Annotated in this window: 25 protein-coding genes; 16 read left to right on the top strand and 9 right to left on the bottom strand. The window is 70.5% G+C overall.

Annotated elements, in window-relative coordinates; all coding sequences use genetic code 11:
- Positions 1-5: 5 nt before the first annotated feature.
- Both tal and tkt read right to left on the bottom strand, forming a co-directional pair.
- Positions 6-1,124: a transaldolase gene (tal, locus tag ACWCPY_RS07035; RefSeq protein WP_451263308.1), complete on the bottom strand. Its 1,119-nt coding sequence runs from the start codon at positions 1,122-1,124 to the stop codon at positions 6-8.
- 34 nt (positions 1,125-1,158) lie between these two features.
- Positions 1,159-3,246 carry a transketolase gene (gene tkt / locus ACWCPY_RS07030; protein WP_451263307.1) on the bottom strand — a complete coding sequence of 696 codons (2,088 nt, stop codon included), beginning with the start codon at positions 3,244-3,246 and terminating at the stop codon, positions 1,159-1,161.
- A gap of 394 nt (positions 3,247-3,640) precedes the next feature.
- On the opposite strand from tkt, the gene ACWCPY_RS07025 reads away from it, so the two are divergent.
- Together ACWCPY_RS07025 and ACWCPY_RS07020 are read left to right on the top strand one after the other, a co-directional pair.
- Positions 3,641-4,594 (top strand): heme o synthase, encoded by a 954-nt coding sequence (locus tag ACWCPY_RS07025; RefSeq protein ID WP_451263306.1) that lies wholly within the window; start codon positions 3,641-3,643, stop codon positions 4,592-4,594.
- 110 nt (positions 4,595-4,704) lie between these two features.
- Entirely contained in the window at positions 4,705-5,061 is a 357-nt protein-coding gene (locus ACWCPY_RS07020) for a hypothetical protein (protein ID WP_329816885.1), read from the top strand.
- Between the two features lie 99 nt (positions 5,062-5,160).
- Here the strand turns inward: ACWCPY_RS07020 and ACWCPY_RS07015 are convergent, their stop codons facing one another.
- From ACWCPY_RS07015 to ACWCPY_RS07005, 3 genes are all read right to left on the bottom strand, one after another.
- Entirely contained in the window at positions 5,161-6,174 is a 1,014-nt protein-coding gene (locus ACWCPY_RS07015) for a COX15/CtaA family protein (protein ID WP_451263305.1), read from the bottom strand.
- Between the two features lie 76 nt (positions 6,175-6,250).
- Positions 6,251-7,018 (bottom strand): ABC transporter permease, encoded by a 768-nt coding sequence (locus ACWCPY_RS07010; protein WP_451263304.1) that lies wholly within the window; start codon positions 7,016-7,018, stop codon positions 6,251-6,253.
- Positions 7,015-7,941 carry an ABC transporter ATP-binding protein gene (locus ACWCPY_RS07005; RefSeq protein ID WP_451263303.1) on the bottom strand — a complete coding sequence of 309 codons (927 nt, stop codon included), beginning with the start codon at positions 7,939-7,941 and terminating at the stop codon, positions 7,015-7,017. The genes ACWCPY_RS07010 and ACWCPY_RS07005 overlap by 4 nt, the downstream gene beginning before the upstream one ends.
- A gap of 136 nt (positions 7,942-8,077) precedes the next feature.
- Between ACWCPY_RS07005 and ACWCPY_RS07000 the strand changes: the two genes are divergently transcribed.
- The 9 genes from ACWCPY_RS07000 (at position 8,078) to ACWCPY_RS06960 (ending at position 16,202) form a co-directional block, all read left to right on the top strand.
- Positions 8,078-8,818 (top strand): helix-turn-helix transcriptional regulator, encoded by a 741-nt coding sequence (locus tag ACWCPY_RS07000; RefSeq protein ID WP_362443329.1) that lies wholly within the window; start codon positions 8,078-8,080, stop codon positions 8,816-8,818.
- On the top strand, positions 8,815-10,236 hold the full coding sequence (gene sufB, locus ACWCPY_RS06995) for a Fe-S cluster assembly protein SufB (protein ID WP_362443326.1): 1,422 nt from the start codon (positions 8,815-8,817) through the stop codon (positions 10,234-10,236). Before ACWCPY_RS07000 ends, sufB begins: the two co-directional genes overlap by 4 nt.
- A 59-nt stretch (positions 10,237-10,295) precedes the next feature.
- Positions 10,296-11,477: a Fe-S cluster assembly protein SufD gene (gene sufD, locus ACWCPY_RS06990; protein WP_451263302.1), complete on the top strand. Its 1,182-nt coding sequence runs from the start codon at positions 10,296-10,298 to the stop codon at positions 11,475-11,477.
- The gene (locus ACWCPY_RS06985) at positions 11,477-11,794 is read left to right on the top strand and encodes a bifunctional 3-phenylpropionate/cinnamic acid dioxygenase ferredoxin subunit (protein WP_072483053.1); all 318 of its coding nucleotides are present in this window, start codon (positions 11,477-11,479) and stop codon (positions 11,792-11,794) included. Before sufD ends, ACWCPY_RS06985 begins: the two co-directional genes overlap by 1 nt.
- A 7-nt stretch (positions 11,795-11,801) precedes the next feature.
- Positions 11,802-12,566 (top strand): Fe-S cluster assembly ATPase SufC, encoded by a 765-nt coding sequence (sufC, locus tag ACWCPY_RS06980; protein ID WP_266736468.1) that lies wholly within the window; start codon positions 11,802-11,804, stop codon positions 12,564-12,566.
- Positions 12,563-13,819, top strand: coding sequence for a cysteine desulfurase (locus tag ACWCPY_RS06975; protein ID WP_266420966.1), 1,257 nt, complete (start codon positions 12,563-12,565; stop codon positions 13,817-13,819). The genes sufC and ACWCPY_RS06975 overlap by 4 nt, the downstream gene beginning before the upstream one ends.
- Positions 13,820-13,844: 25 nt before the next feature.
- Positions 13,845-14,300 (top strand): Fe-S cluster assembly sulfur transfer protein SufU, encoded by a 456-nt coding sequence (gene sufU, locus ACWCPY_RS06970; RefSeq protein WP_072483050.1) that lies wholly within the window; start codon positions 13,845-13,847, stop codon positions 14,298-14,300.
- Positions 14,297-14,635, top strand: a complete 339-nt coding sequence (locus ACWCPY_RS06965; protein ID WP_093539690.1) for a metal-sulfur cluster assembly factor — start codon at positions 14,297-14,299, stop codon at positions 14,633-14,635. Before sufU ends, ACWCPY_RS06965 begins: the two co-directional genes overlap by 4 nt.
- Before the next feature lie 172 nt (positions 14,636-14,807).
- Complete coding sequence (locus ACWCPY_RS06960) at positions 14,808-16,202, top strand: DUF3616 domain-containing protein (protein ID WP_451263301.1); 1,395 nt, start codon at positions 14,808-14,810, stop codon at positions 16,200-16,202.
- A 128-nt stretch (positions 16,203-16,330) separates the two neighbouring features.
- Here ACWCPY_RS06960 and ACWCPY_RS06955 read toward each other — a convergent pair whose 3' ends face one another.
- On the bottom strand, positions 16,331-17,326 hold the full coding sequence (locus tag ACWCPY_RS06955) for a hypothetical protein (RefSeq protein WP_451263300.1): 996 nt from the start codon (positions 17,324-17,326) through the stop codon (positions 16,331-16,333).
- Positions 17,327-17,543: 217 nt separating this feature from the next.
- On the opposite strand from ACWCPY_RS06955, the gene ACWCPY_RS06950 reads away from it, so the two are divergent.
- Positions 17,544-17,864 carry a DMT family transporter gene (locus tag ACWCPY_RS06950; RefSeq protein ID WP_124718537.1) on the top strand — a complete coding sequence of 107 codons (321 nt, stop codon included), beginning with the start codon at positions 17,544-17,546 and terminating at the stop codon, positions 17,862-17,864.
- Positions 17,864-18,400, top strand: coding sequence for a TetR/AcrR family transcriptional regulator (locus tag ACWCPY_RS06945; protein WP_451263299.1), 537 nt, complete (start codon positions 17,864-17,866; stop codon positions 18,398-18,400). The genes ACWCPY_RS06950 and ACWCPY_RS06945 overlap by 1 nt, the downstream gene beginning before the upstream one ends.
- Positions 18,401-18,442: 42 nt before the next feature.
- Here ACWCPY_RS06945 and ACWCPY_RS06940 read toward each other — a convergent pair whose 3' ends face one another.
- Positions 18,443-19,330, bottom strand: coding sequence for a winged helix-turn-helix transcriptional regulator (locus ACWCPY_RS06940; RefSeq protein WP_451263297.1), 888 nt, complete (start codon positions 19,328-19,330; stop codon positions 18,443-18,445).
- Positions 19,331-19,438: 108 nt separating this feature from the next.
- Between ACWCPY_RS06940 and ACWCPY_RS06935 the strand changes: the two genes are divergently transcribed.
- Both ACWCPY_RS06935 and dapD read left to right on the top strand, forming a co-directional pair.
- Positions 19,439-20,668 carry an MFS transporter gene (locus tag ACWCPY_RS06935; RefSeq protein WP_451263296.1) on the top strand — a complete coding sequence of 410 codons (1,230 nt, stop codon included), beginning with the start codon at positions 19,439-19,441 and terminating at the stop codon, positions 20,666-20,668.
- Positions 20,669-20,756: 88 nt separating this feature from the next.
- Positions 20,757-21,746, top strand: a complete 990-nt coding sequence (dapD, locus tag ACWCPY_RS06930; protein ID WP_451263294.1) for a 2,3,4,5-tetrahydropyridine-2,6-dicarboxylate N-succinyltransferase — start codon at positions 20,757-20,759, stop codon at positions 21,744-21,746.
- Here dapD and dapA read toward each other — a convergent pair.
- Positions 21,743-22,627: a 4-hydroxy-tetrahydrodipicolinate synthase gene (gene dapA, locus ACWCPY_RS06925; RefSeq protein WP_451263293.1), complete on the bottom strand. Its 885-nt coding sequence runs from the start codon at positions 22,625-22,627 to the stop codon at positions 21,743-21,745. The two genes, dapD and dapA, sit on opposite strands and share 4 nt — an antisense overlap.
- A gap of 150 nt (positions 22,628-22,777) precedes the next feature.
- Here dapA and ACWCPY_RS06920 point away from each other — a divergent pair, with 150 nt between their 5' ends.
- On the top strand, positions 22,778-23,470 hold the full coding sequence (locus tag ACWCPY_RS06920) for a DUF4232 domain-containing protein (RefSeq protein WP_451263292.1): 693 nt from the start codon (positions 22,778-22,780) through the stop codon (positions 23,468-23,470).
- A 12-nt stretch (positions 23,471-23,482) separates the two neighbouring features.
- Here the strand turns inward: ACWCPY_RS06920 and ACWCPY_RS06915 are convergent, their stop codons facing one another.
- On the bottom strand, positions 23,483-23,926 hold the full coding sequence (locus ACWCPY_RS06915; protein ID WP_451263290.1) for an N-acetyltransferase family protein: 444 nt from the start codon (positions 23,924-23,926) through the stop codon (positions 23,483-23,485).
- Position 23,927 lies beyond the last annotated feature (1 nt).

Below are 23,927 nucleotides of genomic sequence, written 5' to 3'. Positions count from 1 at the left end.
GGTGGTCAGCCCTCCGAAGGGGCGAGGCGCTTGAGCTCCGCCTCGGTCGAGTTGAGCAGGTCGATCCAGGCCGCCTCGAACTTCTCGACGCCCTCGTCCTCAAGAAGCTGGACGACGTCGTCGTAGGAGATCCCGAGCTTCGCCACGGCGTCGAGCTCGGCGCGGGACTGCTCGTAGGTACCGGCGATCGTGTTGCCGGTGATCCGCCCGTGGTCGGCGGTGGCGTCCAGGGTGGCCTCGGGCATGGTGTTCACCGTGCCGGGGGCGACCAGGTCGTCCACGTACAGGGTGTCCTTGTACGCGGGGTCCTTGACGCCGGTCGAGGCCCACAGCGGACGCTGCTTGTTGGCCTGCGCCTTGTCCAGGGCGGCCCAGCGCTCCGAGCCGAAGACCTCTTCGTACGCCTGGTAGGCGAGCCGGGCGTTGGCGAGCGCGGCCTTGCCCTTGAGGGCCTTGGCCTCGTCGGTGCCGACGGTGTCGAGGCGCTTGTCGATCTCGGTGTCCACGCGGGACACGAAGAACGAGGCCACCGAGTGGATCAGCGAGAGGTCCAGGCCCGCGGCCTTCGCCTTCTCCAGGCCCGCCAGGTAGGCGTCCATGACCTCGCGGTAGCGCTCCAGCGAGAAGATCAGCGTGACGTTGACGCTGATGCCCTTGCCGATGACCTCGGTGATCGCCGGGAGACCGGCCTTCGTCGCCGGGATCTTGATGAGCGTGTTGGGTCGGTCCACCAGCCAGGCCAGCTGCTTGGCCTCGGCGACGGTGGCCGCGGTGCGGTGGGCCAGACGCGGGTCGACCTCGATGGAGACCCGGCCGTCCTGGCCGTCCGTGGCGTCGAAGACCGGACGCAGGATGTCCGCCGCGTCCCGTACGTCGGCCGTCGTGATCATGCGGATGGCCTCGTCGACGGTGACCTTGCGGGTGGCGAGGTCGGTGAGCTGCTGCTCGTATCCGTCGCCGTGCGAGATCGCCTTCTGGAAGATCGACGGGTTGGTGGTGACGCCCACGACGTGCTGCTGGTCGATCAGCTCGGCGAGATTGCCCGAGGTGATCCGCTTGCGCGACAGGTCATCGAGCCAGATCGCCACGCCCTCGTCGGAGAGGCGCTTGAGTGCGTCTGTCATGAGAATTGCATCTCCTACTAGTCGTATAACGGCGTCAGCGCGTGGCTGCGGCGAGAGATTCCCGCGCGGCGGCGGCGACGTGCTCGCCGGTGAAGCCGAACTCGCGGAAGAGGACCTTGGCGTCGGCCGAGGCACCGAAGTGCTCCAGCGAGACGATCCGGCCGGCGTCACCGACGTAGCGGTACCAGGTCAGACCGATGCCGGCCTCCACGGCGACACGCGCCTTCACGGACGGCGGCAGGACGCTGTCCTTGTACGCCTGGTCCTGCTCCTCGAACCACTCGACCGACGGCATCGAGACCACCCGGGTCGGGATGCCGGCCGCCTGCAGCTCCTCGCGCGCCTCGACCGCGAGGTGGACCTCGGAGCCGGTGCCGATGAGGAGGACCTGGGCCTCGCCGCCCTCGGCCTCGAAGAGCACGTAGCCGCCCTTGGCCGCGTCCTCGTTCGCCTCGTACGTCGGAACGCCCTGGCGGGTCAGCGCCAGACCGTGCGGGGCGCCCTTGCCGAACACCTTGGTGTAGCGGCGCAGGATCTCGCGCCAGGCGATGGAGGTCTCGTTGGCGTCGGCCGGGCGGACGATGTTCAGGCCCGGGATGGCGCGCAGCGAGGCCAGGTGCTCCACCGGCTGGTGGGTCGGGCCGTCCTCGCCGAGACCGATCGAGTCGTGCGTCCACACGTACGTCACCGGCAGGTGCATCAGCGCGGACAGGCGCACGGCGTTGCGCATGTAGTCGGAGAACACCAGGAAGGTGCCGCCGTAGATACGGGTGTTGCCGTGCAGCGCGATGCCGTTCATGGCCGCGGCCATGGCGTGCTCGCGGATGCCGAAGTGGATCGTGCGGCCGTACGGGTCCGCGCCCGGCAGCGGGTTGCCCACCGGGAGGAACGACGAGGTCTTGTCGATCGTGGTGTTGTTCGAGCCCGCGAGGTCGGCGGAGCCGCCCCACAGCTCGGGGATGATCTCGCCGAGCGCCTGGAGCACCTTGCCGGAGGCGGCACGGGTGGCGACACCCTTGCCCGGTTCGAAGACCGGAAGCCTGTCCTCCCAGCCCGCGGGCAGCTCGCCGGCGGAGATCCGGTCGAACTCGGCGGCGCGCTCCGGGTTGGCGGTGCGCCACGCGGCGAAGGACTTCTCCCACTCGCCCCGGGCCTCGCGGCCGCGGTCCAGCGCCTCACGGGTGTGGGCGATGACCTCGTCGGCGACCTCGAAGGTCTTCTCCGGGTCGAAGCCGAGGACCCTCTTCGTGGCGGCGACCTCTTCGTCACCGAGTGCCGAGCCGTGCGAGGCCTCGGTGTTCTGGGCGTGCGGCGCGGGCCAGGCGATGATCGAGCGGGCCGCGATGAACGACGGGCGCCCGGTCTCGGCCTTGGCGGCCTGGAGCGCGCGGTACAGACCCGCCGGGTCCAGGTCGCCGTTCGGCAGCTGCTCGACGCGCTGGACGTGCCAGCCGTAGGCCTCGTACCGCTTCAGGGTGTCCTCGGAGACCGCGGTCTCCGTGTCGCCCTCGATGGAGATGTGGTTGTCGTCCCAGAGCAGGACCAGGTTGCCCAGCTTCTGGTGGCCGGCCAGCGAGGACGCCTCCGCGGAGATGCCCTCCTGGAGGCAGCCGTCACCGGCGACGGCCCAGACCATGTGGTCGAAGGGGGAGGTGCCGGGGGCCGCCTCCGGGTCGAACAGGCCGCGCTCGTAGCGGGCGGCCATCGCCATGCCCACCGCGTTGGCGACGCCCTGGCCCAGCGGGCCGGTGGTCGTCTCGACGCCGGTGGTGTGGCCGTACTCCGGGTGACCGGGGGTCTTCGAGCCCCAGGTGCGGAAGGCCTTGAGGTCATCGAGCTCCAGGCCGTACCCGGCCAGGTAGAGCTGGATGTAGAGGGTCAGGCTGGTGTGACCGGCCGACAGCACGAACCGGTCGCGCCCGGCCCAGTCCGCGTCGGCGGGGTCGTGACGCATCACCTTCTGGAAGAGGGTGTACGCGGCGGGAGCGAGGCTCATGGCCGTACCAGGGTGGCCGTTTCCGACCTTCTGTACGGCGTCCGCTGCAAGGACACGGACAGTGTCCACGGCCCGCTGGTCCAATTCGGTCCACTGGAGATCTGTGGTGGTCGGCTTGGTGCTCACCCTGAGTCAGGGCTCCTCTCCACTGTTGTAAACCGGTGACTGTGACCGCACCGGGCGTTGTCGAGCCTACCCCCGCCGGAACAAGCATTTTCCGCTGCTTTCCAGGGTGCAGGCGGCCCGCGGAGTTCGCCTCCCGTATGAGCGCGACGGCTCACTTCTGCGCCACTCCGATGAGCGCTTCTCCTTACTTATGGGCCCTCCGGTGAGCACGCCCCGTTCCTTCTGTTCCGTTCCGCCGGGCGGGACCCCTGCTCATGGGCGCTGCTTCCCTGCCGCTCCAACACGAGCCACCCCCGCGAAGATCGGCCTGTCCCCAACGTCTACAGTGGTCTGGTTCGCGCAAGTCTTTACCGGGCCTTCACGCCCGGAGCTTGCTGGGATTTCTCTGTCAGGGGTGTGCGTGACGGCCGTCGAGTCCCGACCCGCAGGGGTCGCCTTGACTCCCAGCCCAGGGGGCCATCGCCCGTTCGGGGCCCGTGTCAAGGCTTTCGTGGCGTTGACCAAGCCGCGGATCATCGAGCTGCTGCTGATCACCACCGTTCCGGTGATGTTCCTCGCCGCGCAGGGTGTACCCGACCTGTGGCTCGTGGTCACCACCACCATCGGCGGATATCTCTCCGCCGGCGGTGCCAACGCGCTGAACATGTACATCGACCGCGACATCGACGCCCTGATGGACCGTACGTCGCAGCGCCCGCTGGTCACCGGCATGGTGAGCCCGCGCGAGTGCCTGGCCTTCGGCTTCGCCCTCGCGGTGATCTCGACGGTCTGGTTCGGCCTGCTGGTGAACTGGCTCTCGGCGGCGCTCTCGCTCGGCGCGCTGCTGTTCTACGTCGTCGTCTACACGATGCTGCTCAAGCGCCGTACCTCGCAGAACATCGTCTGGGGCGGCATCGCGGGCTGTATGCCGGTCCTCATCGGCTGGTCGGCCGTGACGAACTCGATGTCCTGGGCCGCGGTGATCCTCTTCGCCGTCATCTTCTTCTGGACGCCGCCGCACTACTGGCCGCTCTCCATGAAGGTGAAGGAGGACTACGCCCGGGTCGGCGTCCCGATGCTTCCGGTCATCGCGTCCAACCAGGTGGTGGCCCGCCAGATCGTCGTCTACAGCTGGGTGATGGTGGCCGTGTCGCTGCTGCTGACCCCGCTGGGCTACACCGGCTGGTTCTACACGGCGGTGGCGCTGGCGACCGGCGGGTTCTGGCTCTGGGAGGCGCACGGCCTGCAGAACCGGGCCAAGGCCGGCGTGACCGGCGCGAAGCTCAAGGAGATGCGGCTGTTCCACTGGTCCATCACCTATGTCTCGCTGCTCTTCGTGGCCGTGGCGGTCGACCCCTTCCTGAGGTAGTCCCGCAGCCCGGTCCCTGTTGACGATTCCTGCCGACGGGCGGGGTGCGTGGCCCAGGCCACGCACCCCGCCCGTCGCGCGTCGGGCTACCCGTCGGTAGCATCCTGGGCATGGCTGAGACGGCAGAGACCCAGGTGGAGAGCGGCAAGCAGGCGGCCCGCGCGGAGCGCAGGGCGGCGAAGCTCGCCAAGGAGATCGGCGCCTTCTCCAAGGCGCACGGCGGCGCGGAGGGACAGCTCGCCTACATCGGGCAGCGGGGCGCCCGCATCGTGCTCGTGGGCGAGGACGGCGGCTGGGGCGATCTGGTCGCACCCTCGTACGAGATCGCCGAGAGCGCCACCCGGAAGGCCGGGATCACGATGCACGAGTCCTTCGACGGGGAGTTCGCGGCGAAGGTCCGCACCGGTCCGTACGAGTGGACGCGGATGGCCGGCATCCAGATCGGCGGCCCCTCCGACCGGGCCTGAGCCCGCACGGTTTCCCCGCGTACGCCGATCGCCGGACGGTTCCGACAAGGAACCCGTCCGGCGATCGGCGTACGTATGGGCGGAGGAGGCGGTCGCAGGTCAGCCGGCCGCCGCGGGCTCCGGCTGCTCGGCCGCGGGGCCGGGCACCGCGGCCACCGCCACGGGGCGCTCACGCAGCGACAGGACCACCCGCACGACCGCGATCCACACCAGGCACGAGCCCAGCATGTGCAGGCCGACCAGGATCTCCGGCGTGTCGGTGAAGTACTGCACGTACCCGATGACGCCCTGCGCCATCAGCACCAGGAAGAGGTCGCGGGCGCGGTGCAGCGGGCCGGCCGGCGCGTCGACGGCCTTCAGCACGAACCAGAGCGCGACGGTCAGCGCCACCACGACCCAGGCCAGATCGGCGTGCAGCTGCGAGATCATCTTCCAGTCGATCGGAATGCGGTGCACATCGCTGGAGTCGCCCGCGTGCCGTCCGGCGCCCGTGACCACCGTGCCGACCGCGATCAGCAGCCCCGCGGCGACCGCGAGCAGCCAGGTCAGCTGGGAGACCGCCTTGCCGACCAGCGGCCGGGGCGCCTCGTCGCCCTCGCGGACCCGCTGCCAGGTCACCATCGCGACGGTGAGCAGCGCCGTGGAGAGCAGGAAGTGCGCCGCGACGGTGTACGGGTTGAGGCCGACCAGCACCACGATGCCGCCGAGCACGGCGTTGCCCATGACCACCCAGAACTGCACCCAGCCGAGCTTCGTCAGGCTGTGCCGCCAGGGCTTGGCGGACCGCGCGGCGATGATCGCCCAGCCGACGGCCGCGCACAGGACGTACGTCAGCATCCGGTTGCCGAATTCGATGGCGCCGTGGAAGCCCATCTCGCTCGTCGCCGTGAGGCTCTCGTCGGTGCACTTGGGCCAGGTCGGGCAGCCGAGGCCGGAGCCGGTCAGCCGCACCGCGCCACCGGTCACGACGATGACCACGGCCATGACGACCGCCGACATGGCCGCACGGCGGACCGTACGGGGGGAGGGGGTCCATCGCTCGGCGATGTACAGGAGCGGGTTCCGCGCGGCTTGAGCGACTTCGGCTCGGGTCAGCTTGGGCACGCGCACCATCGTAGGCGGCGGCTTGTGCAAGCTTTCACGAGGGGGACGAGTTACCCCGAATCGTCGACGGAGCGCGTTCGCCGCCTCACTCCCAGCGGAAGAACCTCGCCGCCGCGCCCAGCCCCAGGACCGCCCACACCGCCAGGGTGCCGAGATCGCCCCACGGCATCGGCGCACCGTGCTGGAGCACCTCGCGCAGACCGTCGGACAGGGCGGCGATCGGCAGCAGCCCCAGCACCGACTGCACCGCGTCCGGGAACTTGTCCAGCGGCACGATGACCCCGCCGCCGACCAGCAGCAGCAGGAAGACCAGGTTGGCCGCGGCGAGCGTCGCCTCCGCCTTGAGCGTCCCGGCCATCAGCAGCCCGAGCCCGGAGAAGGCCGCCGTGCCGAGCACGAGCAGCAGCAGGACGGCGAAGGGGTTGCCGTGCGGCGACCAGCCCAGCGCGAACGCGATCACCGTGAGCAGCACCACCTGCAACACCTCGGTGACCAGCACCGCGAGGGTCTTCGCGGTCATCAGCGCCCAGCGCGGCAGCGGCGAGGCGCCGAGCCGCTTGAGCACCCCGTAGCGCCGCTCGAAACCGGTGGCGATGGCCTGGCCCGTGAAGGCCGTGGACATCACGGCCAGCGCGAGGATGCCGGGCGTCAGGAAGTCGACGGACTCGCCCGCGCCGGTGTCCACGATGTCGACCGCGCTGAAGAGCACCAGCAGCAGCGTCGGGATGATCACGGTCAGCAGCAGCTGCTCGCCGTTGCGCAGCAGCATCCGTGTCTCCAGGGCGGTCTGCGCGGTGATCATGCGGCCCAGCGGGGCCGCGCCCGGGCGCGGGGTGTACGTACCGGCGCTCATGTGCGCAGCTCCTTGCCGGTCAGTTCCAGGAAGACGTCCTCCAGCGTGTGCCGCTCCACGGAGATGCCCGACGGCATCACCCCGTGCCGGGCGCACCAGGAGGTGACGGTGGCCAGCAGCTCCGGGTCGACGTCACCGGAGATGCGGTACGCGCCCGGGAGGATCTCGGCCGCCTCGGAGCCGTCGGGCAGCGCCTTCAGCAGCGAGCCGATGTCGAGACCGGGGCGGCCGGTGAAGCGCAGGGTGTTCTCGGCGCCGCCCCGGCAGAGCGTCTCGGGGCTGCCCTGGGCGATGACCTTGCCCGCGTCGATGACGGCGACGTCGTCGGCGAGCTCCTCGGCCTCGTCCATGAAGTGCGTGGTGAGGACCACGGAGACCCCGTCGGTGCGCAGCTCGCGCACGAGCTCCCAGGTGGAGCGGCGGGCCTGCGGGTCGAGGCCGGCGGTCGGCTCGTCGAGGAAGACCAGTTCGGGGCGGCCGACGACGGCCATCGCCAGGGCGAGCCGCTGCTGCTGGCCGCCGGAGAGCCGTCGGTAGGCCGTGCGGCCGCAGCTGCCGAGGCCGAGGCGCTCGATCAGGGTGTCGACGTCCAGCGGATGGGCGTGGAGCTTCGCCATGTGGCGAAGCATCTCGTCGGCGCGCGCCCCGGAGTGGACGCCACCCGACTGGAGCATCACGCCGATCCGGGGGCGGAGCTCCGCCGCGTCGGCGACCGGGTCGAGGCCGAGGACCCGTACCGTCCCGGCGTCCGGGCGGCGGTAGCCCTCGCAGGTCTCGACGGTGGTGGTCTTGCCGGCGCCGTTGGGGCCGAGGACGGCGGTGACGGTGCCGGTGCGCACACACAGGTCGAGGCCGTCCACAGCGGTCTTGGGGCCGTACCGCTTCACCAGGCCGCGGACCTGTACGACGGACTCGCTCTTCATGGCCGGTAAGTCTAGGCAGGGGCGGAACGAGCCCGTCTCCCGGGGCCGAATTAGGTAACCCTAAGTGATGAATGGCACCATAGATCGTTTCGGACCGTGGTTGTCAGGGCCGGATGAATTACGCAACAATGGCGTTGTGAAATACGTTGGCGAGGCTCCGCAGGAGGAACTCGCGACCGGTGAGCGCTCGACGCGCAACCGGGTCGCGCGCTCCATCCTGGACCATGGCCCGTCCACCGTCGCCGAGCTGGCGAAGCGTCTCGGCCTCACCCAGGCCGCGGTCCGCCGCCACCTCGACGCCCTCGCGTCCGACAGCGTCGTCGAGGCCCGTGAGCAGCGGGTCTACGGGGCGCGGACCCGTGGCCGGCCGGCCAAGGTGTTCGCCCTCACCGACTGCGGACGGGACGCCTTCGACCAGTCCTACGACAAGCTCGCGGCGGACGCCCTGCGCTGGATCGCCGAGACCGCGGGCGAGGAGGCGGTCACCGCTTTCGCCCGTGCCAGGATCGCGGCCGAGTCCGAGGCGTACCGCACGGCGGTCGAGGCCGCGGACCCCGAGGCCCGCACCGAAGCGCTGGCCAAGGCCTTGTCCGCCGACGGGTACGCTGCTACGGCGCGTAGCGCGCCCGGTCCGCAGCAGGGCGAGCAGCTCTGTCAGCACCACTGCCCGGTCGCCCACGTCGCCGAGCAGTACCCGCAGCTGTGCGAGGCGGAGACGGAGTTCTTCTCCAGCCTCCTCGGGACGCATGTGCAGCGTCTGGCCACCATCGCCCACGGCGACGGTGTGTGCACGACGTACATTCCGCGCAGCGGCCACTCAGCACCACAGACCACCAATTCAGCATCTGCAAGCACGGCCGGGAGGAACCCCGCATGACGCTCCCCACGGAGACTGCCCACCCTGAGCTCGAGGGTCTGGGCACGTACGAATTCGGCTGGGCCGACTCCGACGCGGCAGGCGCCGCGGCCAAGCGCGGGCTCTCCGAGGATGTCGTCCGCGACATCTCGGCGAAGAAGAACGAGCCCGAGTGGATGCTGAAGCTGCGCCTCAAGGGCCTGAAGCTGTTCGACAAGAAGCCCATGCCGAACTGGGGCTCCGACCTGTCGGGCATCGACTTCGACAACATCAAGTACTTCGTGCGGTCCACGGAGAAGCAGGCGGAGTCCTGGGAGGACCTGCCCGAGGACATCAAGAACACCTACGACAAGCTCGGCATCCCGGAGGCGGAGAAGCAGCGCCTGGTCGCCGGTGTCGCCGCGCAGTACGAGTCCGAGGTCGTCTACCACCAGATCCGTGAGGACCTGGAGGAGCAGGGCGTCATCTTTCTCGACACCGACACCGCGCTGAAGGAGCACCCGGAGCTCTTCAAGGAGTACTTCGGCACCGTCATCCCGGTCGGCGACAACAAGTTCGCCTCGCTGAACTCGGCCGTGTGGTCCGGCGGCTCGTTCATCTACGTGCCCAAGGGTGTCCACGTCGACATCCCGCTCCAGGCCTACTTCCGTATCAACACGGAGAACATGGGCCAGTTCGAGCGGACGCTGATCATCGTCGACGAGGACGCCTACGTCCACTACGTCGAGGGCTGCACCGCCCCGATCTACTCCTCCGACTCGCTGCACTCCGCGGTCGTCGAGATCATCGTGAAGAAGGGCGGCCGCTGCCGCTACACGACGATCCAGAACTGGTCGAACAACGTCTACAACCTGGTCACCAAGCGCGCCGTGGCCTACGAGGGCGCGACCATGGAGTGGGTCGACGGCAACATCGGCTCCAAGGTCACCATGAAGTACCCCGCCGTCTACCTGATGGGCGAGCACGCCAAGGGCGAGACCCTGTCCATCGCCTTCGCGGGCGAGGGCCAGCACCAGGACGCCGGCGCCAAGATGGTCCACATGGCGCCGAACACCTCCTCCAACATCGTCTCCAAGTCGGTGGCGCGGGGCGGCGGCCGCACCTCCTACCGCGGTCTGATCGAGATCGGCGAGGGCGCGCCGGGCGCGAAGTCCAACGTGCTCTGTGACGCGCTGCTGGTCGACACGATCTCGCGCTCCGACACCTACCCCTACGTCGACGTCCGTGAGGACGACGTGTCGATGGGGCACGAGGCGACCGTCTCCAAGGTCTCCGAGGACCAGCTCTTCTACCTGATGAGCCGCGGTCTGACGGAGTTCGAGGCGATGGCGATGATCGTGCGCGGCTTCGTCGAGCCGATCGCGAAGGAGCTGCCGATGGAGTACGCCCTCGAGCTCAACCGGCTGATCGAGCTGCAGATGGAGGGTTCGGTCGGCTAGCGCAGCCTGACGACCGGATTCCCCGACCACTGACAGAGAAAGCGAGCACTACGACAGCCATGGCTGAGGCTCAGAACATTCCGGCGGGTTCCACCACCACCGGGTCCATCGCGGTGGCCGCCGAGTCGACCGTCGCCACGCGCATGAGCGCGCCCCCGTCGTTCGACGTCGCGGACTTCCCGGTCCCGCACGGCCGCGAGGAGGAGTGGCGGTTCACCCCGCTGGAGCGGCTGCGCGGGCTGCACGACGGCACGGCCGTCGCCACCGGCGGCGCCGTGAAGGTCGCGATCGAGGCCCCCGAGGGCGTCACGGTCGAGACCGTCGGCCGCGACGACTCCCGGCTGGGCAGGGCGGGCATCCCGGTGGACCGCGTCGCCGCCCAGGCGTACACGTCCTTCGAGCAGGCGTCCGTGGTCACGGTCGCCAAGGAGGCCGTGCTCACCGAGCCGATCCGCATCGCGGTGCACGGCGAGGGCGGCGTGGCCTACGGCCACCAGGTCGTCGAGCTGGGTGCCTTCGCCGAGGCCGTCGTCGTCATCGACCACACCGGTGACGCGGTGCTCGCCGCCAACGTGGACTACGTCCTCGGTGACGGCGCGAAGCTCACCGTCGTCTCCGTGCAGGACTGGGACGAGAACGCGGTCCACGTCGGCCAGCACAACGCGCTGGTCGGCCGGGACGCCTCGTTCAAGTCGATCGTCGTCACCTTCGGCGGCGACCTCGTCCGCCTCCACCCGCGCGTCGCCTACGCGGGCACCGGCGGCGAGGCCGAGCTCTTCGGCCTGTACTTCACCGACAAGGGCCAGCACCAGGAGCACCGCCTCCTGGTCGACCACAACACCCCGCACTGCAAGTCCAACGCCGCCTACAAGGGCGCGCTCCAGGGCGACGGCGCACACGCCGTGTGGATCGGTGACGTCCTCATCCAGGCCAGGGCCGAGGGCACCGACACCTACGAGATGAACCGCAACCTCGTCCTCACGGACGGTGCGCGGGTCGACTCCGTGCCGAACCTGGAGATCGAGACCGGTGAGATCGTCGGCGCCGGCCACGCCTCCGCGACCGGCCGGTTCGACGACGAGCAGCTCTTCTACCTGATGTCCCGCGGCATCGACGCCGAGGAGGCCCGCAGGCTCGTCGTGCGCGGCTTCTTCGCCGAGCTCGTCCAGCAGATCGGCCTGCCGGACGTCGAGGCGCGGCTGCTGGAGAAGATCGAGGCCGAGCTGAAGGCATCCGTCTGATGGCCTTCGTCAAAGCCTGCGCGCTGAGTGAGCTGGAGGACGACACCCCGAAGCGGGTGGAGCTCGACGGCGTCCCGGTGTCCGTCGTCCGTACCGAGGGCGAGGTGTACGCGATCAACGACATCTGCTCGCACGCGAACGTCTCATTGTCCGAGGGAGAGGTCGAGGACTGCATGATCGAGTGCTGGCTGCACGGCTCCAGCTTCGATCTGCGCACCGGCAAGCCGTCCGGCCTTCCCGCGACGCGCCCCGTCCCCGTATACCCCGTCAAGATCGAAGGGGACGATGTGCTCGTCTCCGTCACCCAGGAGTCCTGAGTCACCCATGGCAACGCTTGAAATCCGCGACCTGCACGTCTCCGTCGAGGCCGACAACGCCACGAAGGAGATCCTCAAGGGCGTCGACCTGACCGTGAAGCAGGGCGAGACCCACGCCATCATGGGCCCCAACGGGTCCGGCAAGTCCACCCTCGCTTACTCCCTCGCGGGTCACCCCAAGTACACGATCACCAGCGGTTCGGTGACCCTGGACGGCGAGGACGTCCTGGAGATGACCGTCGACGAGCGGGCCCGCGCCGGCCTGTTCCTCGCGATGCAGTACCCGGTCGAGATCCCCGGTGTCTCGGTCTCCAACTTCCTCCGCACCTCCGCCACCGCCGTCCGCGGCGAGGCGCCCAAGCTGCGCACCTGGGTGAAGGAGGTCAAGGAGACGATGGGCCGGCTCCAGATGGACCCGGCGTTCGCCGAGCGCAACGTCAACGAGGGCTTCTCCGGCGGTGAGAAGAAGCGCCACGAGATCCTCCAGCTGGAGCTCCTCAAGCCGAAGGTCGCGATCCTCGACGAGACCGACTCCGGTCTGGACGTCGACGCCCTGCGCATCGTCTCCGAGGGCGTCAACCGGGTCCGCGAGACCGGCGAGGTCGGCACCCTGCTGATCACGCACTACACGCGGATCCTCCGCTACATCAAGCCCGACTTCGTGCACGTCTTCGCCAACGGCCGCATTGCCGAGTCCGGCGGCGCCGAGCTCGCCGACAAGCTGGAGAACGAGGGCTACGAGGCATATGTGAAGGGTGGCGCTTCCGCGTGACACAGCTGCCGGGCCTCCTCGACACCGAGGCGATCCGCAAGGACTTCCCCCTGCTGGATCGGACGGTCCACGACGGGAAGAAGATCGTTTACCTGGACAGTGCTGCGACCTCGCAGAAGCCGCGCCAGGTGCTCGACGCCCTCAACGAGTACTACGAGCGGCACAACGCCAACGTGCACCGCGGCGTGTACACGATCGCGGAGGAGGCCACGGCGCTGTACGAAGGCGCCCGTGACAAGGTCGCCGCGTTCATCAACGCGCCCAGCCGCGACGAGGTGATCTTCACCAAGAACGCCTCCGAGTCGCTCAACCTCGTGGCCAACATGCTCGGCTGGGCCGACGAGCCCTACCGGGTGGACCACGACACCGAGATCGTCACCACGGAGATGGAGCACCACTCCAACATCGTGCCGTGGCAGCTGCTCTCGCAGCGCACGGGCGCGAAGCTGAAGTGGTTCGGCATCACCGACGACGGCCGCCTCGACCTGTCCAACATCGAGGAGATCATCACGGAGAAGACGAAGATCGTCTCCTTCACCCTGGTCTCCAACATCATGGGCACGATCAACCCGGTCGAGAAGATCATCCGCCGGGCCCAGCAGGTCGGCGCGCTGGTCTGCATCGACGCCTCGCAGGCCGCCCCGCACATGGTGCTCGACGTGCAGGCGCTGCAGGCCGACTTCGTGGCCTTCACCGGTCACAAGATGGTCGGCCCGACCGGCATCGGCGTGCTCTGGGGACGGCAGGAGCTCCTGGAGGACCTGCCGCCGTTCCTCGGTGGCGGCGAGATGATCGAGACCGTGTCGATGCACTCGTCGACGTACGCCCCCGCGCCGCACAAGTTCGAGGCCGGTACGCCCCCGATCGCCCAGGCCGTCGGCCTCGGCGCGGCCGTGGACTACCTCTCGGCGATCGGCATGGAGAAGATCTACCGGCACGAGCACGCGATCACCGAGTACGCGGTGAAGCGGCTCCTGGAGGTCCCGGACCTCCGGATCATCGGTCCGGCGACGGCCGAGGACCGAGGCGCCACGATCTCCTTCACGCTCGGCGACATCCACCCGCACGACGTGGGCCAGGTGCTCGACGAGCAGGGCATCGCGGTCCGGGTCGGACACCACTGCGCACGGCCGGTCTGCCTGCGGTACGGAATTCCTGCGACCACACGAGCGTCGTTCTATCTGTACTCCACGCCCGCCGAGGTCGACGCCCTGGTGGACGGTCTGGAGCACGTACGGAACTTTTTCGGATAATGGGCGAGCGGCTGAGGGTTGACTGGTGAAGCTTGATTCCATGTACCAGGAAGTGATCCTGGACCACTACAAGCACCCCCACGGGCGCGGCCTGCGGGACGGCGACGCCGAGGTGCACCACGTCAACCCGACGTGCGGCGACGAGATCACTCTCCGGGTGAAGTACGACGGCGAGACCATCGCCGATGTGTCGTACGAGGGTCAGGGCTGCTCCATCAGCCAGGCCAGCGCCTCCGTGCTGAACGACCTCCTGGTCGGCAAGGAGCTGGGCCAGGCGCAGAAGATCCAGGAGACCTTCCTGGAGCTGATGCAGTCGAAGGGCCAGCTGGAGCCCGACGACGCGATGGAGGAGGTGCTGGAGGACGCGGTCGCGTTCGCCGGTGTCTCGAAGTACCCGGCCCGGGTGAAGTGTGCGCTGCTGAGCTGGATGGCGTGGAAGGACGCGACGGCGAAAGCGCTGTCCGAAGGGAAGACGGCATGAGCGACAACGAGACTCTGACCACCAAGCCGGCCTCCGAGGAGGAGGTCCGCGAGGCGCTGTACGACGTGGTCGACCCCGAGCTGGGAATCGACGTCGTCAACCTGGGCCTGATCTACGGCATCCACATCGACGACGCCAATATCGCCACCCTCGACATGACGCTGACGTCCGCGGCCTGCCCGCTGACCGATGTCATCGAGGACCAGGCGAAGTCGGCGACCGACGGCATCGTCAACGAGCTGCGGATCAACTGGGTCTGGATGCCGCCGTGGGGCCCGGACAAGATCACGGACGACGGCCGCGAGCAGCTGCGCGCTCTGGGCTTCAACGTCTGAGTCCTGATCCTTCGGGCGGCCCCTGGCCCACCACTGACGACGAACGGCTCCCGGCTCCGCGCCGGGGGCCGTTCGTCGTCGTTGCTTCGCCCGCCGTACTCGTGATGTGTGTCCCTCGTTGGCACGGGTAGCGGAACCTACCCGCGACACCCACGCCGACGAGAGGCATGCCGTGCTGCATCAGTCTTCGCTCCCCCACCGCAGGACGGCCGCCGCCGCGGGCGGTGTTCTCCTGCTGGCCGTCCTGGGGCTCAACGCCCCCGCGCACGCAGCGAGTTACGGAACGCCGACGATCGGGCTCTCGGTCTCCTACCTCTCCGGCGCCGTGGGCGCGAGCGGTGACCCCGCGGTGACCGTCACCGTCGCGCAGAGCGGGGCCGATGCGGCCGAGCTCGGCGTGGCGGCGTCCGCCAGCTCCAGGCCTTCCGTCGCCGGGACCGGCGACGTCACCGTGACGGGGACCGGCGGCACCCGGAAGCTCACGGTCGCCGCGCACGGGCGCGGCTACACCGACCTCACGGTCGAGGTCACCGGACTCGGCGGCAAGACCGCCACCAGGACGCTGCACTACGCCGCGTCCGCCGCCGTCCAGAACGCCGCCGACACCCGTTATCTCACCGGCTCCTCGGACTCCTCGGCCGCCGTGGACGTCGGTGGCGGGTACGTGGTCGTGGCCGACGACGAGTCCAACACGCTGCGCCTGTACGACCGTTCCGCGTCCGGCGGGCCGGTCAGGAGCTGGGACGTGGGTTCGGCGCTCGGGGTGTCGAAGGAGGTCGACATCGAGGGCGCGGCCCGGGCCGGCGACACCATCTACTGGACCGGTTCGCTGGGCAACAACAAGGACGGCGAGTACAAGTCGCCCCGCAACACCGTCTTCACCACGAAGGTGACCGGGTCGGGCGCCGCCACGCAGCTGACGGTGGGCGGCTCGTACAAGAAGCTCCGGGACGACCTCGTCGCCTGGGACAGGGCCAACGGCAACCGGCTCGGCTTCGCCGCGGGGACGGCGGACGGTGAAGTGCCCAAGCAGATCGACGGGTTCAACGTCGAGGGCCTGGAGTTCGCACCCGGCTCGACGACCACCGCGTATCTCGGCTTCCGCGCACCCCTGGTGCCGCCGAAGGCGGGCGGCAAGGCCCTGATCGTGCCCGTCACCAACTTCGACAAGGTGGCCGGCAGCGGGGCGAAGGCGGTCATGGGCGCGCCGATCGAGCTGGACCTCGGCGGGCTCAGCATCCGGGACATCCGCAAGAACGCCGCCGACCAGTATCTGATCGTGGCCGGTTCCTGGGCGGCCGACGACAACTCAGATCCGTACGCCCTCTATGCCTGGGACGGCGTCGCCTCGCACGCACCGGTCAAGCGGGCCGATCTCCCGACGGCGGACCCGGGCGGCTGGGAGGCCGTCGTGGACGTTCCGGACCTGACGGTTCCGGGCGCCCGTGCGCAGCTGATCACGGATGCCGGATCGGCGGATCTGTACGGGGACGGCACCGAGGCGAAGGACCTCGACCACGCCGAATGGAAGAAGTCCCGGGCCACCTGGTTCACCGTCGGCGGCTGACGGAACGGACGGCCTCGCGAGGTACCGCCTCGCGGACCGAGGACACGGACGGCCGTGCCCGCCGGACGGACCGGCGGGCACGGCCGTTCCCTTCGGGGGCGGACGCGGGTGTACCCGCGCGGCCCGCCCTAGAAGCCGTACTGCGGACCGGGCTGCGCGGGTACGCCAGCCGCCTCGGCAAGGGCCGGGCCCAGGTTCTCCGTGCGCATGCGCCGGTCGACGTAGAGCAGGCCGGTCACCAGCGGTGGGAAGACCGCCGTGATGAACTGGCTGACCAGCTGTCCCAGGGCCATGATCACCATGTAGCCGCTCATGGCGAAGACGATCGCGGTGGGGTTGGGGTCCTCGTCCAGCGTCGTCCCGCCGATGATGCCGGAGAACATGCCGAGGAACGAGAACGGGATCTGGACGATGTAGCTCGCCACGGAGGCCAGGATCAGGGCCAGCAGACCCGTCCCGAAGATCCGCCACCAGTCGCCGCGCACCAACTGGGCCGAGCGGCGCAGGGAGGCCACCGCGGACTGTCCCTCGAACACCGCGGCCGAGGGTGCCAGGCAGAACTTCACGCAGAGCCAGATCGCGAGCGGGGCCGTGGCGAAGGCGCCCACGAAGCCGAGCACGACCCACAGGGCGGTGCCGGTGTCGTGCGCCAGGGTGATCGAGCCGATCACGAGCGCGAAGAACCCGGCCACCACCAGCACCATCGGGATCAACGCGATCAGATAGGTCAGGATCACCGTCCCGATCACCGTCGGAACACGCGACCAGGCCCGGCGCCAGACGGCGGAGAAGGTGGTCGGCCTGCCCAGCACCGCCTCCTGGAGCACGGTGGGCACGGTCGCGTACATCATGGCCGTCGCGACCGAGAAGACGATCACCGCGAGCAGGCAGATGATGCCGAGAGCGATCACGAGCGGAATCACGTCGGAGGCAGGCGGGTCCTCGTCGGCGCTGAGCGAGAAGACCGTGTGCAGATGGCCGCTGACCGCGGAGTACGCGATCACGACCGTGACGACCATGATCGCCAGCGCCCCGCCGAACACGACGGCGCCCATGCCGAACAACTGCTTCCAGTAGCGCCCCAGCGTGCTGAAGGCGCCGCCGAGTATGTCGCCGAGCCTCAAGGGTGTCAGCGGAATCACCCCGGGCTTCGGCGGTGGCGCCCAGGCCCCCCACCCCGGGGGTCCTCCGTACGGTGCTCCGCCCCACCCTGCGTCCTGCGCCACTGTCGCTCCGTCGTCTCGTCGTACTGGTGTGCTGTCGGTCGGGACACCGTAACGTCTCGGCTGTCCGGAAGCCGCCGTGCTTTCCGTGCGGACGGCGATGCGTACACTTGTACACATGGGATACGGACTGCTGGCCGCGGCGATCGCGGCGGAGGTGGCCGGCACGACGGCCATGAAGTACAGCGAGGGCTTCACCCGGCTCTGGCCCTCGCTGATCACCGTCGCGGGATACCTCGTGGCCTTCGGGCTGCTCGCCCAGACGCTGAAGACGCTGTCGGTGGGCACCGCCTATGCCATCTGGGCCGGGATCGGCACCGCGGCGGTCGCCGCGATCGGCATCCTCTTCATGGGCGAGTCCGGCAGCCCGGTCAAGCTGGCGGGCATAGCGCTGGTCATCGCCGGAGTGGTGGTGCTGAATCTGGGCGGGGCCCACTGATGGCGCGCCGCTACGACCCCGAGCGGCGCGACCGCATCATCGACGCCGCGATCAGGGTGGTCGGCGCCAAGGGCATCGCGGGGCTGAGCCACCGCTCCGTCGCGGCCGAGGCCGATGTGCCGCTCGGCTCGACGACGTATCACTTCGCCTCGCTGGACGAGCTGTTGACCGCCGCGCTGCGCCGCTCGAACGAGAACTTCGCCGAGGTAATGCGGGAGAGCGAGGCGCTGGCCGACCCGGATGCCGACCTCGCCGGGGAACTGGCCGGGCTGCTGGGCGCGTACTTCTCCGGCGGGCGCGGGCGGGCCGAGCTGGAGTACGAGCTGTATCTCGCCGCGCTGCGCAGGCCCGCGCTGCGCCCCGTCGCCGCCGAGTGGACCGACGGCACCGCCGAGCTGCTGTCCCGGCGGACCGATCCGGCAACGGCGCGGGCGCTGATCGCGCTCATGGACGGGATCTGTCTGCAGGTGCTGCTCACCGGCGGTGAGTACGACGAGGCGTACGCGCGCGAGATGCTGGGGCGGATCGCCCACTGACGGCGCCGTCGGCGGGGTGAGCGCCCCGTCCCCGGGCGTTCCTCATTCCCCGGACGGGCCCCCGCTCCGTACCGCCGCCAGCGCCGCTCGGACGCTCTCCTCGATGTCCGTGATCGGATACAGCGCCTCGCGGACCGTCCGGTCGCGGTCCACCACCAGCGTCAGCCGCTTCATCCGGCTGGTTCCCCCCGCGCGGAAGGTCGGCAGGCGCAGCGCCGCCGTCAGTTCCAGCTCGGCGTCGGACAGCAGCGGGAACCGCAGCCGCTCCGCGTCCGCGAAGGCCCGCTGCTCGTCCGGGCGCTGGGTGGAGACCCCGTGCACGGTCGCGCCGGCCGCCGTGAACTCGGCCGACCGGTCGCGGTACGTACAGGATTCGAGCGTGCAGCCGCTCGCGCCCGGGATCTCGGCCCAGCCCGGCGGATAGGCGTCCCGGCGGGCGTAGGCGCCGGGGAAGAAGTACAGGACGGTGTACGGGGTGCCGGCGACCGGGTCGCGCGACCCGCCGTCGTGGTCCAGCAGTCGCAGCGCGGGCAGGCGCGTGCCCACCAGGGCGTGCACCCGGGCCGCCTCCTTCGAGGTCTCCGCGGCCGTCGCCATCATTTCCCCTTCCCCCAGGACCCAGGTGTCGCCCCAGTCCTGGAGCGCGATCAGTACGGGCAGCAGCGCGCGGCCGCGCGGGGTGAGCCGGTACTCGTACCGGGGCGGCCGGTCCTGGTACGGCTCCCGGAAGAGCACCCCCGCGTCGACCAGCAGCCGCAGCCGCTCGGTCAGCACCTTGCGGGACACGCCCAGCTCCTGCTGGAGCGCGTCGAAGCGGTGCACCCCGCGCGCCGTGTCCCGCACGATCAGCAGGGTCCACCAGTCGCCCACGACGTCGAGCGCCTGGGCGATCGCGCAGTCGGCGTCGGCCAGGCTGGTGCGCTGGGGCATGGGCTCCTCCGTCTGTCTCCCGTATGTGACGCTCACCGGATTGACCTGCAGGAAACCACGATGCCATAGTCCGTTCCCAAAGGAAACTTACTGGGGAGGGTGCTGGGGATGAGCTTTTTCGGGGTCGTGCGGGACGTGCCGCGCACGGTGCGGCTGCTGGCCTTCGGCTCCTTCCTCAACGGAGTCGTCAGCTTCACCTTCGTCTATCTCTTCGTCTATCTGACCGGCCCGCGCGGGCTGAGCGTCCCGCAGGCCGGGGTCGTCGCGGGCATCGGCGGCATCGGCCTGGTCGCGGGGAACTTCACCGGTGGCTGGTTCGGCGACCGCTACGGTCACCGCCGGATGCTCCTGACCGGCGCGCTGGTCAGCGGGACGGCACTCGCGGCGCTGCCGGTCCTTCCGGTGGCGGCGATGTACGGGGTGCTGCCGCTCGCGCAGTACGCGGCGGGCGTCGTGCGCGCGGCGAACTCCGCACTCGTCGCGGTCTCCGTCCCCGGGGGCGGGCGGCGCCAGAGCTTCGCCCTCGTACGGTCCGCCGGAAACGCCGCGTTCGCCGTCGGGCCGCCGCTGGGCGCCCTGATCGCCGCCCGGTTCTCCTACGACTGGCTGTTCGTGGCCGACGGGCTCGGCACCCTGCTCTTCGCCGGGTACGCGGCGGCGGTGCTCCCGGCGCACGGCACCGGGCACACCCGGCCGGCCCACGACCCGGGCGCGCCCGGACTGTGGCGGGAGCTGCGGGCCAGGCCCGCCGTGCTGGTGCTGCTCGCCGCGATCCTCTGCGTCGACCTCGTCTACCGGCAGCAGTACTCGACCCTGCCCGTCTTCCTCGCCGAGCACGGCCACGGGGCCCAGTTCTACGGCTGGCTGCTGTCGGTCAACGGCGGCGTCATCCTGCTGCTGGAGCTCCCCGCGGCGCACGCGCTGCGCAGACGGGCGCCGCTGTCCATCGTGGGCACGGGGCTGCTGCTGGTGGGACTGGGCTACGCGCTGCTGATCCCGGGTGCCGGGGCGCTGTTCGCCATCACCATGATGGCCTCGCTGACCATGGGCGAGATCCTCTACAAGACCACCGCGACGGCGTACGTCGCCGATCAGGCTCCCGCCCATGCCCAGGGCCGCTTCCAGAGCCTGTACGCGGGCGCCTCCATCAGCGGCCAGGTGCTGGCGCCACCGCTCGGCGGCGCGCTCTACGCCCACGCGCCCGGACTGCTCTGGCCCGCGTGCGCGGTACTGGCCTGCGGCGCGGGGGCGGCGGTGCTGGCGGCGCGGCGGTTGCGGGGGCCGGTGCGGGGGCCGGCCGCCGTGACGGTGCCCGGACGGCAGCCGCAGCCCGGCTGACCTGGCAGGTCCGGGCTCCCGGGCCGGACCTGCCCATCCGGTGGGACCGGTTGGCCCCGGTGGTGCCTCGCCGGTTAGGTTTCGTGTCATGACCGACACGACTCCTGCTCGCACCACCGGCGCCGTCGCCGCCGGCCTCGCCACCATCGCCGGCGACGGTTCCGTTCTCGACACCTGGTTCCCCGCCCCCGAGCTCACCGACGGGCCCGGCCCGGCCGGAACCGAGCGGCTCAGCCCCGACCAGGCCGTCAACCTCCTCGGTGAGGGCGCCGCCAAGGCCATCGGCGTGGACGCCCGCCGCGGTGTCGAGATCGTCGCCGTACGTACGGTCATCGCCTCGCTCGACGACAAGCCGCTCGACGCCCACGACGCGTATCTGCGCCTGCACCTCCTCTCGCACCGCCTCGTCCAGCCGCACGGCCAGAACCTGGACGGGCTCTTCGGCCTCCTCGCCAACGTCGCCTGGACCTCGCTCGGCCCGGTCGCCGTCGACGACGTGGAGAAGGTGCGGCTGAACGCCCGCGCCGAGGGCCTGCACCTCCAGGTCACCTCGGTCGACAAGTTCCCCCGGATGACGGACTACGTCGCGCCGAAGGGCGTCCGGATCGCCGACGCCGACCGGGTCAGGCTCGGCGCGCACCTCGCCGCCGGCACGACCGTCATGCACGAGGGCTTCGTCAACTTCAACGCGGGCACCCTCGGCACGTCGATGGTCGAGGGCCGCATCTCCGCGGGCGTCGTGGTCGGCAACGGCTCCGACATCGGCGGCGGCGCCTCCACCATGGGCACCCTCTCCGGCGGCGGCAAGGAGCGCATCGTCATCGGCGAGCGCTGCCTGATCGGCGCCGAGGCCGGCGTCGGGATCGCACTCGGCGACGAGTGCGTCGTCGAGGCCGGGCTCTACGTCACGGCCGGTACCCGCATCACGCTCCCGGACGGCCAGATCGTCAAGGCCCGTGAGCTCTCCGGCGCCTCCAACATCCTCTTCCGCCGCAACTCGGTCACCGGCGCCGTCGAGGCCCGCCCGAACAACGCGGTCTGGGACGGCCTCAACGACGTCCTGCACAGCCACAACTAATCCGTGGCGGCCAGCAGTTCCTCGTAGACCCTCCGCAGCCCGTCGGTCGCCCCGCGCCCGGCGGGCTGCAGCGGTTCGCGGACCGGTCCGGCGCCGAGCAGCGCCTTGGCGGTGACCGTGCCGGGCAGCCCGGAGCCCATCATCGCCTCGGCGAGCGGGAGGACGAGGCGATTGAGCCGGGCGGCCTCCGTGGTGTCCCCGGCGTCGAACGCGTCCAGCACCGCCCTCAGCTGACGGGGCGCCACATTGGCGACCGTGCTGACGAAGCCCGCCGCGCCCACCGCGTACAACGGCAGATTCAGCTCCTCGCAGCCCGAGTAGTACGCCAGCGAGGTCGCGCCGATCACCTTCGTGGAACCCATCAGGTCGTACGCGCAGTCCTTCACGGCCGCGATGCGCGGGTGCTCGGCGAGCCGCAGCACGGTCTCCGGCTCGATGCGGGTGCCGGTGCGGCCGGGGATGTCGTACAGCATCAACGGGAGGCCGCTCGCGTCGGCGATGCGCCGGAAGTGTGCCTCGACAGCGTCCTGCGGCGGCCGGCTGTAGTACGGGGTCACCACCAACAGGCCGTCCGCGCCCGCCTGTTCGGCCTGCCGGGCGAGGGTGACGGTGTGCCGGGTGTCCGCGCTGCCGACCCCGGCGACGATCGGCACACCGTCGCCGACCGCCGCCCGGACCGCCCGCAGCAGCGCGGTCTTCTCGGCGTCGGTGGTGGTCGGGGACTCGCCGGTGGTGCCGCTGAGCACCAGTCCGTCGCAGCCGTCGGCGACCAGGGCGGCCGCATGCTCGCCGGCGGCGTCCGGGTCCAGGTCGCCGGCGGCGGTGAACGGCGTGATCATGGCGCAGAGCACGCGGCCGAAGGGGGTTGCGGGTGCGGTCATTCCCGCAGTCTCCGTCGAGCGGACCGTGAAGGTCCACTTAGATCTGCTTGAGGTGAGGGGCAAGCAGGACTCAACAGTCACCGCGCGCCCGGGCCCCGCGCTCTGGCATGATCGAACGCCTATGCGGCAGGCCGAGACCGGGGTGGGTGCGTGAGCGTGCGAGGACTGGCGGGGGCGGGGACCGGAACGGGGCAGGGGAGACGACGGCCGGTGGCGGCCGGGCTGCTGGCCGGGGTGCTGGGCCTGACGCTCTCCGGGTGCGCCGGGTTCCTCGTACCGGCGGGCGAGGGCGAGCCGGAGCCGACGCCCAGCGATCCGTACCGGGTGCACGCCGACAAGCTGCCGACCCCGTTCCCCAGTGTCCCCGCCGGGGTCTCCGGCCGGCCGGGCGCGCAGGGGCCGGCGCCCACACCCACCGTCCCGGCCGGGTGCCCGTCCTCCGGCGTCGTCGTCGGCATGGGCGAGGTGGAGGCGGCGCTCGGCCACCGGGCCGTCGGGCTCACCCTCACCAACTGCGGCAGCAAGCCGTACCGGGTCGACGGCTACCCGTCCGTCCGTGCCCTGGACGAGGCCGGCGACCCGCTGCCCGTCCCCGTGAATCCCGGGTCCTCCTACATGGGCACCGACCGCGGGCCGAAGGAGGTCATGCTGAAGCCGGGGCAGACCGTGCGCTCGCTCCTGGCCTGGGTCTCCACCCCGACCGGCGGCGACCTCATCGAGGGGGACGCCCTGGAGATCGCACCGGCGCCCGGACTGGAGGCGCGCATCTTCCCGCTGAAGGGCAGCGACGTACGGCTGCTCGACGAGCTCAACATGACCGCGTGGCGGACCGGCCCCGCCTAGGACCGAGCGGGGTCACAGGGCGAGCTTGAAGCCCTCGTGGCTGCGGGCGAAGCCCAGCGACTCGTAGAACCGGTGGGCGTCCGCACGCCGCTTGCCGCTGGTCAGCTGCATCAGCCCGCACCCCCGCAGCCGGGCCCGGTCCGCGGCCCGCTTCATCAGCTCCCGCCCCAGCCCACCGCCCCGCCGGTCGGCCCTGACCCGCACCGCCTCGATCAGCGCCCGCTCCTCGCCGTGCCTGCCGAGCCCCGGTATGTACGTCGCCTGCGCACAGCCCAGCACCGTGTCGCCGTCCACCAGTACCAGCATCTCGTTGCGCGGGTCGCTCTCGATGGCGGCGAAGGCCCGCTCGTACGCGTCGTCGACCACGACCGAGGCCGGATCGACGACCCGCTCCTCGTCGGCGAGCAGGGCGAGGACGGCCGGCAGGTCGGCCCGGGTGGCGGTGCGAAGGATCATG

This window comes from Streptomyces sp. NPDC002403 (assembly GCF_053593015.1).
This window is presented reverse-complemented; position numbering and strand designations above follow the sequence as displayed.

What these genes read in the sequence shown, in the direction of transcription:
- tal (WP_451263308.1), bottom strand. Translation starts at nt 1,124, where the DNA reads ATGACAGACGCACTCAAGCGCCTCTCCGACGAGGGCGTGGCGATCTGG.
- ACWCPY_RS07020 (WP_329816885.1), top strand. Translation starts at nt 4,705, where the DNA reads ATGGCTGAGACGGCAGAGACCCAGGTGGAGAGCGGCAAGCAGGCGGCC.
- ACWCPY_RS07015 (WP_451263305.1), bottom strand. Translation starts at nt 6,174, where the DNA reads ATGGTGCGCGTGCCCAAGCTGACCCGAGCCGAAGTCGCTCAAGCCGCG.
- ACWCPY_RS07010 (WP_451263304.1), bottom strand. Translation starts at nt 7,018, where the DNA reads ATGAGCGCCGGTACGTACACCCCGCGCCCGGGCGCGGCCCCGCTGGGC.
- ACWCPY_RS07005 (WP_451263303.1), bottom strand. Translation starts at nt 7,941, where the DNA reads ATGAAGAGCGAGTCCGTCGTACAGGTCCGCGGCCTGGTGAAGCGGTAC.
- sufB (WP_362443326.1), top strand. Translation starts at nt 8,815, where the DNA reads ATGACGCTCCCCACGGAGACTGCCCACCCTGAGCTCGAGGGTCTGGGC.
- sufD (WP_451263302.1), top strand. Translation starts at nt 10,296, where the DNA reads ATGGCTGAGGCTCAGAACATTCCGGCGGGTTCCACCACCACCGGGTCC.
- ACWCPY_RS06985 (WP_072483053.1), top strand. Translation starts at nt 11,477, where the DNA reads ATGGCCTTCGTCAAAGCCTGCGCGCTGAGTGAGCTGGAGGACGACACC.
- sufC (WP_266736468.1), top strand. Translation starts at nt 11,802, where the DNA reads ATGGCAACGCTTGAAATCCGCGACCTGCACGTCTCCGTCGAGGCCGAC.
- ACWCPY_RS06965 (WP_093539690.1), top strand. Translation starts at nt 14,297, where the DNA reads ATGAGCGACAACGAGACTCTGACCACCAAGCCGGCCTCCGAGGAGGAG.
- ACWCPY_RS06950 (WP_124718537.1), top strand. Translation starts at nt 17,544, where the DNA reads ATGGGATACGGACTGCTGGCCGCGGCGATCGCGGCGGAGGTGGCCGGC.
- ACWCPY_RS06945 (WP_451263299.1), top strand. Translation starts at nt 17,864, where the DNA reads ATGGCGCGCCGCTACGACCCCGAGCGGCGCGACCGCATCATCGACGCC.
- ACWCPY_RS06940 (WP_451263297.1), bottom strand. Translation starts at nt 19,330, where the DNA reads ATGCCCCAGCGCACCAGCCTGGCCGACGCCGACTGCGCGATCGCCCAG.
- ACWCPY_RS06935 (WP_451263296.1), top strand. Translation starts at nt 19,439, where the DNA reads ATGAGCTTTTTCGGGGTCGTGCGGGACGTGCCGCGCACGGTGCGGCTG.
- dapD (WP_451263294.1), top strand. Translation starts at nt 20,757, where the DNA reads ATGACCGACACGACTCCTGCTCGCACCACCGGCGCCGTCGCCGCCGGC.
- dapA (WP_451263293.1), bottom strand. Translation starts at nt 22,627, where the DNA reads ATGACCGCACCCGCAACCCCCTTCGGCCGCGTGCTCTGCGCCATGATC.
- ACWCPY_RS06915 (WP_451263290.1), bottom strand. Translation starts at nt 23,926, where the DNA reads ATGATCCTTCGCACCGCCACCCGGGCCGACCTGCCGGCCGTCCTCGCC.